Origin of the sequence: Nesterenkonia xinjiangensis (assembly GCF_013410745.1) — a bacterium.
GTDB lineage: Bacteria > Actinomycetota > Actinomycetes > Actinomycetales > Micrococcaceae > Nesterenkonia > Nesterenkonia xinjiangensis.
This window is the reverse complement of the sequence record NZ_JACCFY010000001.1, coordinates 296,077-306,386: the sequence shown is the minus strand read 5'-3', so window position 1 is coordinate 306,386 and position 10,310 is coordinate 296,077. Positions and strand designations below refer to the sequence as shown.

General features: G+C 68.2%; 9 protein-coding genes. 7 read left to right on the top strand and 2 right to left on the bottom strand.

The features are described 5' to 3' along the window. Window positions 1-46 precede the first annotated feature (46 nt). The 4 genes from HNR09_RS01510 (at window position 47) to HNR09_RS01495 (ending at window position 4,649) form a co-directional block, all read left to right on the top strand. Window positions 47-1,036 carry a glycine betaine ABC transporter substrate-binding protein gene (locus HNR09_RS01510; RefSeq protein ID WP_179540440.1) on the top strand — a complete coding sequence of 330 codons (990 nt, stop codon included), beginning with the start codon at window positions 47-49 and terminating at the stop codon, window positions 1,034-1,036. Window positions 1,037-1,087: 51 nt separating this feature from the next. Continuing rightward, window positions 1,088-2,335 (top strand): pyridoxal phosphate-dependent aminotransferase, encoded by a 1,248-nt coding sequence (locus HNR09_RS01505; protein ID WP_179542948.1) that lies wholly within the window; start codon window positions 1,088-1,090, stop codon window positions 2,333-2,335. Between the two features lie 70 nt (window positions 2,336-2,405). Further along, on the top strand, window positions 2,406-3,644 hold the full coding sequence (locus tag HNR09_RS01500; protein WP_179540439.1) for a pyridoxal phosphate-dependent aminotransferase: 1,239 nt from the start codon (window positions 2,406-2,408) through the stop codon (window positions 3,642-3,644). Between the two features lie 9 nt (window positions 3,645-3,653). Then, the gene (locus tag HNR09_RS01495; RefSeq protein WP_179540438.1) at window positions 3,654-4,649 is read left to right on the top strand and encodes a PPK2 family polyphosphate kinase; all 996 of its coding nucleotides are present in this window, start codon (window positions 3,654-3,656) and stop codon (window positions 4,647-4,649) included. Between the two features lie 21 nt (window positions 4,650-4,670). Here HNR09_RS01495 and HNR09_RS01490 read toward each other — a convergent pair whose 3' ends face one another. Continuing rightward, a complete protein-coding gene (locus tag HNR09_RS01490; RefSeq protein WP_179540437.1) occupies window positions 4,671-4,934 on the bottom strand; it encodes an exodeoxyribonuclease VII small subunit in 264 nt (87 codons plus the stop codon). A 17-nt stretch (window positions 4,935-4,951) separates the two neighbouring features. Next, window positions 4,952-6,268, bottom strand: a complete 1,317-nt coding sequence (gene xseA / locus HNR09_RS01485; protein ID WP_179542947.1) for an exodeoxyribonuclease VII large subunit — start codon at window positions 6,266-6,268, stop codon at window positions 4,952-4,954. Window positions 6,269-6,471: 203 nt separating this feature from the next. Here xseA and HNR09_RS01480 point away from each other — a divergent pair, with 203 nt between their 5' ends. From HNR09_RS01480 to HNR09_RS01470, 3 genes are all read left to right on the top strand, one after another. Next, the gene (locus HNR09_RS01480; protein ID WP_179540436.1) at window positions 6,472-7,413 is read left to right on the top strand and encodes a hypothetical protein; all 942 of its coding nucleotides are present in this window, start codon (window positions 6,472-6,474) and stop codon (window positions 7,411-7,413) included. A gap of 31 nt (window positions 7,414-7,444) precedes the next feature. Next, window positions 7,445-8,563 (top strand): 4-hydroxy-3-methylbut-2-enyl diphosphate reductase, encoded by a 1,119-nt coding sequence (locus tag HNR09_RS01475; RefSeq protein ID WP_378938437.1) that lies wholly within the window; start codon window positions 7,445-7,447, stop codon window positions 8,561-8,563. A 79-nt stretch (window positions 8,564-8,642) separates the two neighbouring features. Continuing rightward, window positions 8,643-10,310, top strand: coding sequence for an SLC13 family permease (locus HNR09_RS01470; RefSeq protein ID WP_246348682.1), 1,668 nt, complete (start codon window positions 8,643-8,645; stop codon window positions 10,308-10,310).

The following is a 10,310-nucleotide window of genomic DNA, read 5'->3' as shown; positions in this document are numbered from 1 at the left end:
CGCACCGTCGGCGCCGTGGGAGCACCTCCTGCCTACAATGGCAGCCATGACTTCTCCGGCCGTCCGCAGCTCCGCCCTGCCTGCGGCGACCCTGTTGGCCCTGATCACGCTGGTGGCCGGATGCTCCGGTCCGCCCCCCGCCGAGGAGCCCACCGGTGAGGCTGCCGAGCGGGCCTGGACCATCGCCGTCCCCGACCACGCGCTGGACCGTGCGGTGGCGCACATCTATTCTCTTGCGCTGAACTCCCGGGAGACCCCTGCCGTGGTGGAGATCCACGACGGCGGTGTCGGAGCGCTCGCCTCTGCGCTCACCGGGGAGGAGGACCCGGGCTATGACATGGTCCTGGCCCGAACCCTCCCGCTGGTCGATCAGCTGGAGCACGAAGGTGCTGACGGCGAGGCCGACGGCGAGGCCGACGGCGTCGAGCCCGGCCCGGCCGCTCAGGAGCTGGTCGACGCGGCGGAGACCCACCTGCCCGGGGCCCAGCTGCTGGAGCCCTCGGCCGCGGTGCTCTCCAATGCTCTGGTGATCACCTCGGTGACTGCGGAGCTGCACGAGATCGACCTGAGCGCGGAGGCCGATGATCCGGCCTTCGCCGCGGCCTGCGACGAGCTGCGCATCGGGATCCGCCAGGACCTGCCGGACCCGGAGCCGCTGCTCGAGGAGCTCTATGACTGTGAGCCGGAGGAGGTGACCGCCGGCACGGAGGGAGAGCTGCTGCAGCAGGTGATCACCGCGGAGATCGATGCGGCGATCATCACCGATTCCCACCCTGGCATCCGTGAGCACGCCCTGGTGGCGCTCACCGACGCCGAGCAGGCCTTCGGGGAGGAGCAGTACGTGCCGGTGGTGGTCCCCGGCATCGCCGAGGACATGCCCGACATCGTCGACGAGGTCGCCCGGCGGCTGGACGACGAGGCGATGGTGACCCTGCGTCAGCTCATCGACGGGGAGGACGGGCTCGGGCCGCAGGAGGCGGCCGAGTACTGGCTGGTGGAGGAGGGTCTCGTCGCCGAGCCCGAGGACTGGGGCTGACCAGGGCCTCGAGGCTCGTGGGAGTCTTGACGCATGAGGCAGTATTGCTTCATGGAGGAGTTCGAGGAGTTCACCCAGTCGCACAAGCTGCGCGGAGTCCGCTATGACGTGCGCGGTCCCATCGCCGAGGAGGCCGCCCGCCTCGAGGCGGCCGGACACCGCATCACCAAGCTGAACATCGGAAACCTCGCCCCGTTCGGCTTCGAGGCGCCCGATTCCATCCTGGTCGACATGATCAAGAACCTGCCGACCGCACAGGGCTACTCCGAGTCTCAGGGCATCTATTCCGCCCGCACCGCAGTGGCGCAGTATTACCAGACCCGAGGGATGAGGGAGGCCGAGGTCGAGGACGTGATCCTGGGCAATGGGGTCTCTGAGCTGATCTCCCTGGTGCTGCAGGCGATGCTGAACCCCGGTGACGAGGTCCTCATCCCGGCCCCGGACTACCCGCTGTGGACCGCGGTGACCACGCTGGCCGGCGGACGGCCGGTGCATTACATCTGTGATGAGCAGAACCACTGGTGGCCGGATCCGGAGGAGATCGAGTCCAAGGTCACCGACCGCACCAAGGCGCTGGTGATCATCAACCCGAACAACCCCACCGGGGCGGTGTATCCGCGGGAGATTCTGGAGGCGATGGTCGACATCGCCCGGCGTCACAACCTGATCCTGCTCTCGGACGAGATCTACGAGAAGATCACCTACGACGACGCGGAGACGGTCAATGTCTGCACGCTCTCCGACGATGTCTTCACGATCACCTTTTCGGGTCTGTCGAAGACCTGGCGGGTGGCGGGCTTCCGCTCCGGGTGGATCTACATCTCCGGGCCCAAGCACCGGGCGAAGAACTACCTCGAAGGCCTGACGCTGATGTCGAATCTGCGGATGTGTCCCAATGTGCCGGCTCAGCATGCGATCCAGACGGCGCTGGGCGGGTACCAGTCCATCAATGAGTTCATCGAGCCCGGCGGCCGGCTCTATGAGCAGCGCAATGTGGCCTATGAGCTGCTGCGCCAGATCGAGGGCGTCGAAGTCCATCAGGCTGACGGTGCGCTGTATCTGTTCCCGCGGCTGGATCCGGAGATCTACCCGATCGAGAGCGACGAGGCCTTCGTCATCGAGCTGCTGCGGCAGCAGAAGATCCTGGTCTCTCATGGCCGGGCCTTCAACTGGATCGATGACAATCATTTCCGGCTGGTCACCCTTCCGGCGGTGGAGGAGCTCGAGGAGGCCATCGGCGGCATCTCCGAGTTCCTTGCGGGCTATCGGGACGCCGTCGCCGCGAGCAGGATGCTGTGAGCGTGGGGTGTCCTCGGGGCTCAGGGTGTCATCTGCGCGACGGCGACCTCCGGTGAGGCAAGATGGGGGGATGCAGGAGTTCGAGGAGTTCACCCAGTCGCCCAAGCTCCGAGACGTCCGTTACGACGTCCGAGGACCGATCGCCCAGGAGGCGGCGCGGCTGGAACGTGAAGGGCACAAGATCACCCGGCTGAACATCGGCAACCCGGCCCCGTTCGGCTTCGAGGCGCCGGACTCGATCCGGATGACGATGATCAACAACCTGGCGGACGCTCAGGGCTACTCGGACTCGCAGGGCATCTATTCTGCGCGCATCGCGGTGGCGCAGTATTACCAGTCCCGCGGCATGACCGACACCGACCCGGATGACATCTATCTGGGCAACGGGGTCTCTGAGCTGATCACCATGGTGCTGCAGGCGATGCTGGCACCTGGGGACGAGGTCCTCATCCCGGCCCCGGACTACCCGCTGTGGACGGGAGCGACCACGCTGGCCGGGGGTCGCGCGGTGCATTACCTCTGTGATGAGCAGAACCACTGGTGGCCGGATCCGGAGGAGATCGAGTCCAAGGTCACTGACCGCACCAAGGCGCTGGTGATCATCAACCCGAACAATCCCACCGGGGCGGTGTATCCGCGGGAGGTTCTGGAGGCGATGGTCGACATCGCCCGGCGGCACAACCTGATCCTGCTCTCGGACGAGATCTACGAGAACATCACCTTCGACGAGGCCGAGATGGTCAACGTCTGCACGCTCTCCGACGATGTCTTCACGATCACCTTTTCGGGTCTGTCGAAGACCTGGCGGGTGGCGGGCTTCCGCTCCGGGTGGATCTACGTCTCCGGGCCCAAGCACCGGGCGAAGAACTACCTCGAAGGCCTGACTCTGCTGATGAACATGCGCATGTGCGCCAATGTGCCGGCTCAGCATGCGATCCAGGCCGCTCTCGGCGGTCACCAGTCCATCCAGGACCTGATCGCTCCGGGCGGACGTCTGCACGAGCAGCGCACCACGGCGCACAGGCTGCTCTCCGAGATCGAAGGTGTCACCGTGGAGCAGGCCGACGGTGCGCTGTACCTGTTCCCGCGGCTGGATCCGGAGATCTATCCGATCGAGGATGACGAGGCCTTCGTCATCGAGCTGCTGCGGCAGCAGAAGATCCTGGTCTCTCATGGCCGGGCCTTCAACTGGATCGATGACAATCATTTCCGGCTGGTCACCCTGCCCGGCGTGGAGGAGCTGGAGGTCGCCATCGGTGGGATCTCCGAGTTCCTGGAGGCGTACCGGAACGCCGCGGCGCGCAGCTGAGAGGTCTCTGTGACTGACCTGCCCTTCGACGCCGACCCCCGCGGCATCTGGCGAGCCCCTGGCTGGGGCGCGCCGCTGCATCTGGAGGAGGTCCCCACCGGCAGGCGCCTGGAGTTCTCCGGGAAGAAGAAGCGCGGGCGGCGCCTGCTCGCCGAACGTGCCGAGGTCCTCGCCGACGCCCAGGAGCGGCTCTGGGCGCACCAGGTCGCCGCCGCTGACGAGACCCGTGCCGCCGTCATGGAGCGGCTCACCAGCCGGGTCCCGCAGCTCACCGGTGACCAGCGAGGACGGCGTGAGCAGGTGCTCACCGCTGAGGTCCTCGAGGCGCTGCGCGACGTGGAGCAGGGCCCCCGGGTGCTGCTGGTCCTCCAGGGCATGGACGCCTCGGGCAAGGGAGGCACGGTCAAGCATGTGGCCGGTTCGATGGACCCGCTGGGCGTCTCGGTCACCGGATTCGGGCGGCCGACCGAGGCGGAACGCCGCGAGCACTATCTGCGTCGGGTCATCCGTCGGCTGCCCGCGCCCGGCATGGTGGGAGTCTTCGACCGCTCGCACTACGAGGACGTGCTGGTCCCGGCGGTCAGCGGCGACCTGGACGCCGACGCGCTGGCCGGACGCACCGAGACGCTGCGTCTCTTCGAGGACGAGCTGGTGCGTCGCGGCTTCGCCCTCGTCAAGGTGTTCCTGCATCTGTCCCCGGAGGAACAGCTGGAACGGCTCCTCTCTCGACTGGACCGGCGCGAGAAGCATTGGAAGTACGACCCCTCCGATGCTGATGCCCGCGCCGACTTCGACACCTTCCGCACTGTCTACTCGGGCCTGCTGGAAGCCACCGACGCCGATTGGGCGCCGTGGCACATCGTCGGGGCGGACCGGAAATGGTACTCCCGACTCGCGGTCCAGGAGCTGCTCATCGCCGCCTTGGAGGACCTGGATCTGGGCTGGCCCCGGGCTGGCTATGACATCGATGCGGAGCGAGCCCGTCTGCTGCAGAGCTGGCTGTAGGTCGGGCCGGAGCCGACCTGCTCAGGACTGCTCCGCCTCCTGGGTGCTCTCCAGGCTGCGCCGGACCTCTTCGAGCCGTGCCGAGGCGCCGTCGAGCCAGCGCTCACAGCGGTCCGCCAGCGCCTCTCCGCGCTGCCACAGGGCCAGCGACTGCTCCAAGGGCGCGCCGCCGGTCTCCAGTTTGGTGACCACCGCGATCAGCTCTTCCCGCGCCTGCTCGTAGGTCATCGTCTCGATGTCCTCGAGCTGGGCGCCGGAGAAGCCCTCTTCCGGGTTCTGTGCCATCTGCTGCCCTCTTCCTCTCAGTTCTGATCCTCGTGAGCTGCGCCTTCGGCAGCCGGGCCCTCGCCCGCCAGCACGTGAGCCGCGCGGGCTGTCAGCTCGCCGCGGGCCACCATGACGCGCAGAGGCGACCCCTGCTCCACCTCGGAGGCGTCCCGGACGATGTGCCATCCGCTGCGGGCCACCGGTCGGCCGGCCTCGTCCAGGGCGCTGTGCTCCGGATGGGACTGGACCACCGCATAGCCGCGGTCCAGAGTGGACTGCGGAGAGAGCCCGGTCACCCGGGCGCGGGCCTGACCGACCCAGTCGCGGGCGCGCGCCACCGAGGCCTCCACGGAGACCAGCGCCCGGCGTCGCAGCCCGGTCAGCTCCTCAGCACGCACGGTGACCATGGTCTCCGGCTGGGCCAGCACGGGGCGGGAGCGCACGGAGCTGAGCCATTCGGCCTCGCGGGCGACCATCCGTTGCACCCCGGACGACATCCGCGCGCGGGCCTGGGCGATGTTCTCCCGCTCCAGCACCTCGTCCACCACCAGCAGCTTGGCCGAACCGGTGGGAGTGGAGGCGCGGACGTCGGCGACCTCGTCGAGCAGCGGACGGTCGGCCTCGTGCCCGATCGCCGAGACCACCGGGGTCCGTGCGGCGGCGACGGCCCGGATCAGGCGTTCGTCCGAGAACGGCAGCACGACCTCCTCCAGTGCTCCGCCGCCGCGGGCGATCACGATCACGTCCACGGCCGGGTCGGCGTCGAGCTCGGCCAGCGCGGCGGCGACCTCCAGCGGAGCGGCGGTGCCCTGGGTGGCGACCTCACGGATCTCGAACTGTGCGGCGGCCCACCGCGCATGGGTGTTGCGCAGGATGTCCTTCTTCGCATCGGAGTTCCGGCCGGTGATCAGCCCGATCCGGCGGGGGAGCACCGGCAGCGGCCGCTTCCGGTCGGCGGCGAACAGCCCCTCGGCGGCCAGCTGCTTCTTCAGCTGCTCCACCCGGGCGAGCAGGTCGCCGAGCCCGACGGGGCGCATCTGTTGGGTCACCAGGGAGAGCCGGCCCGTCTTCTCATACAGGTTCGGGCGCACCTGGGCGACCACGCGGGAACCGGGCTGGACCACGCCGTCGAGCCCGGAGGCCACCTGGCGCCACGCCACGGCGCTGAAGGAGACCTCCTGCTCGAGGTCCCGCAGCGTCATCCAGGCGTTGCCGTTGCGCAGGGTGAACTCCACCAGCTGCCCCTCCACCCAGGTGGGGGCGACTTTCTCGATGTGCGTCTTGAGTTTTCCGGAGAAGTGGCTCAGCGGCCACGGCGTCTCCGGGGAGGTCTCACGGCTGGTCGCCGGCATGGCGGACAGCTCAGGACCGTCCCCCGCGTGTGCCTGACTCACAGTTCCTCCTCGGCGCCGGTACGATCGATGCTGCCAGACACTCTACTCATCTGCGCCGACGCGTTCCTCCCGGTGGTCCACGGGTGTGGAGAAGACCCGCACAGCATCGAAACCTGTGGAGGAACAGCGCCGAGTGGAAGACAGGAGATCCAGTGCGTCACGTGCTGAGCACCCTCTGCGCCGTGCTGGCCGCCCTTCTGGCGGCCGCCGCACTCGCCGGAGGTCAGATAGACCAGCTCCTCCGTGAGGAGGAGCCCGTCCGGGAGATCGCCGGGGATCTCCCCGCCCAGGAGGGCTTCGCCGAGGCCGCGGTCGAGATGATGGTCGAGGAGCTCACCGGAGAGGACGAGGACGCGCTGCCCTCCGGTGTGCAGGAGGCCGTCTCCGGGATGGCGTCCTCGGTGCTGAAGGAGGACCAGACCCTGGAGGCCTGGGACGAGTCCCTGCAGACCAGTCGGGAGGACTTCGCCGGCGAGCTGGAGAGGCTCTTCCATGAGGGCGGGACGGGGTCCCCGGAGGACCTCGTCGTCGCACTGGACCTCAGCCCGATGGCCGCGGCGACGACGGAGCCACTGCGTGAGCGCCTGGAGGGCCTGCTCGGCTGGCTGCCGTTCTTCGACGAGTCCAGCTTCGACGCCCTCGCCCCGGAGATCGTGGTGAACCTCGACGCCGTCGCCGAGGACGGGGCCGACCCGTACCAGTGGGCGGCGGGCGCCGAGGCCTCCAAGCACTGGACGGTGATGGCCGGAGGTGCGGCGCTGCTGGGTCTGCTGGCGATGGTCATCGGTGTCGGCCGTGGCCGGTGGGCCGCCCTCGCGCTGGGCGGGCTGCTCGGACTCGGCCTCGGGCTGGGACTGTGGATCGCGCTGGCCGTCGCCTCCCCGGACCTGACCCCGCCTCAGCCGATTCCACCGGCGGCTGAGGTGCTGCTGGGCCACGTCCAGGCACGACTCACCGACTGGGCCCGACCCGCCTGGTGGATCTTCACCGGAGCCTGCAGCGTCGTCGTCGTGGTCGGGCTGCTGGGTGCGGTGCTGACGCCGTCGCGAGGGCCTGACCCGGCGGGGAGTTCCGTGGGTCACGATGACCTGCTCCGAGTCTGAGCAGCCCACCCCGGCCGGTAGACTGAGCCCCATGACTACCCGTGCGACTCCCGAAGCTCCTTCGCGCTCCGGGCACATCTCCGTGCCCATGCCGATGGTGCCGCGCCAGCGCCGCAGCCCCGAGGAGGTGGCGGCGGCCTCGTCGTTCTCCGGGGACCGGAAGGTCCTGCTGGCGGCGCCGCGCGGCTACTGCGCCGGGGTGGACCGAGCGGTGGTGGCGGTGGAGAAGGCCCTTGAGCGCTATGGTCCGCCCGTCTATGTGCGCAAGGAGATCGTGCACAACCGCCATGTGGTCGACACACTCACCGAGAAGGGCGTGGTCTTCGTGGAGGAGGCCGATGAGGTCCCCGAGGGCGAGCTGCTGGTCTTCTCGGCCCACGGCGTCTCCCCTGCGGTGAAGCAGGCCGCGTCCGACCGCAACCTGCAGACCATCGATGCGACCTGTCCGCTGGTGACGAAGGTCCATCGGGAGGCGGTGCGTTTCACCACCAAGGACGACTTCCACATCCTGCTCATCGGCCACGACGGCCATGAGGAGGTCGAGGGGACCTTTGGGCACGCTCCGGAGAACACGACGATCGTGAACGGCCCGTGGGAGGTCGACCAGATCGAGGTTCCGGATCCGGACAAGCTCATCTGGCTGTCGCAGACCACGCTCTCGGTGGATGAGGCCATGGAGACGGTCCAGAAGCTCAAGGAGCGGTTCCCCAACCTGCAGGACCCGCCCAGCGATGACATCTGCTACGCCACCTCCAACCGGCAGGCGGCCATCAAGAAGGTCTCGCCGGAGACTGACCTGGTGATCGTGGTCGGCTCGGCCAACTCCTCGAACTCGGTGCGGCTGAAAGAGGTCGCCACGGAGTACGGAGCGCGCCGGGCCGAGCGGGTGGACTTCGCCAACCAGGTCGATGAGGCCTGGTTCGAGGACGCCCAGACCATCGGCGTCACCTCGGGCGCCTCAGTGCCGGAGGTCCTCGTCCAGGACGTGCTGCGCCTGCTGGCGGACTACGGCTACGACGACGTCGAAGAGGTCGTCACCGCTGAGGAGGACATCATCTTCAGCCTCCCCAAGGAGATCCGCAAGGCGCTCCAGGAGGTCGGCGACGGCGAGGGCGCCCGCGGCGGCAATCGCTCCAAGTCCAGGAGCTGACCTGCCGGTAGACTCTGTGGCGTCTGTCACAGACCGTGAGCTGTGACGCGCTGACGACCTCAGATCAGGAGCGCAGATCATGATGACACCGGGTTCCCGCGTCACCGGGGAGCACCTCAGGAAGTACGATCCGCGGAAGTCCGCCCGGGAGCAGCAGGAGCAGCTCTCAGTCGGTGCCCGTGCCGAGTCTCTGCCCAGGCCCACTTTCCTCCGCCGGATCATCGGGCTCTTCGGGGGCCTGGTCGGGGCCGGACTGATGTTTCTGGTCATGCCGGGGGACATGGATGTCTGGCCCCGTCTGACCGCCGCCACCGCCGTACTGATGGCGGTCTGGTGGATGACCGAGGCGATTCCGATCCCCGCCACCGCCCTGGTGCCCCTGGTGGTGTTCCCCATGCTGGTGCCCGCCGCGGAGGCCGGCGATGAACCCGTGACCGTGGACGTGATCGGCGCGAACTACGGCCACAACATCATCTTCCTGTTCATGGGCGGTTTCATGCTGGCCCTGGCGATGCAGAGATGGAACCTGCACCGACGCATCGCCTTGCTGACTCTGCGCGCCATGGGCTCGAAGCCGGTCAATCTGATCGGCGGCTTCATGATCGCCACCGCGTTCCTGTCCATGTGGGTCTCGAACACGGCCACCGCGGTGATGATGCTGCCGATCGGGATCTCGGTGCTCATGCTCGTCCAGCGCATCGCCAAGGGAGAGGACCCCGGATCGATCTCGGAGGACGATGCCGACCCGGCGGAGAAGGCCCAGGCGGTCAAGTCGAACTTCGGCACCGCCCTCATGCTGGGCATCGCTTACGCGGCCTCGGTCGGATCGGTCTCCACCATCATCGGAACTCCGCCGAACGCCCTGCTGGTGGGGCATATGAGCACCAACCATGACGTCACCATCGGCTTCGGCCAGTGGATGTTGGTGGGCGTGCCCATCGCGATCGTCATGCTCGTGCTCGTCTGGGTGGTGCTCACCCGGCTGCTGTTCCGCCCGGAGATCAAGACGATCCCCGGTGGCTCAGACCTCATCCGTGGTGAACTGCGCAAGCTGGGCCCGATGAGCTCAGGAGAGCTGAGGGTGCTGCTCATCTTTATTCTGGCGGCGGTCTCCTGGGTGAGCATCCCGCTGGGCACCGATCTGCTGATCGGTGCCGGTGTGCTCGAGGAGGACACTGAGCCGTTCATCTCCGACGCCGGCATCGCCATGGTGGTCGGGCTGCTGCTCTTCCTGCTGCCCGGTGGAGCGAACCGCGGGGTCCGGCTGCTGGACTGGGAGTACGCGGCGAAGCTGCCCTGGGGTGTGCTGCTGCTCTTCGGCGGCGGACTGGCGCTCTCCTCACAGTTCTCGGCCTCGGGCCTCAGCTCCTGGATGGGTGAGCAGATGGAAGGGCTGAGCACCGTCCCCGTGTGGGTGCTCGTCCTGCTGGCCGCGGCAGGGGTCCTGATCCTCACGGAGATGACCTCCAACACCGCGACGGCTGCCACCTTCCTGCCGGTGGCCTCCGGTGTGGCCATGGGCACAGGAGTGGACCCGCTGGTGCTCGCAGCACCGGTGGCCCTGGCCGCCACCTGCGCCTTCATGCTTCCGGTGGCGACGCCGCCGAACGCGATCGCCTACGGCTCCGGGTACGTGACCATCGGCCAGATGGTCAAGGGCGGCATCTTGCTCAACGTCGCCGCCGTCGTGGTGATCACCCTGGTGTCCATGACGCTGCTGCTGTGGGTGTTCGGCCTGAGCCTGTAG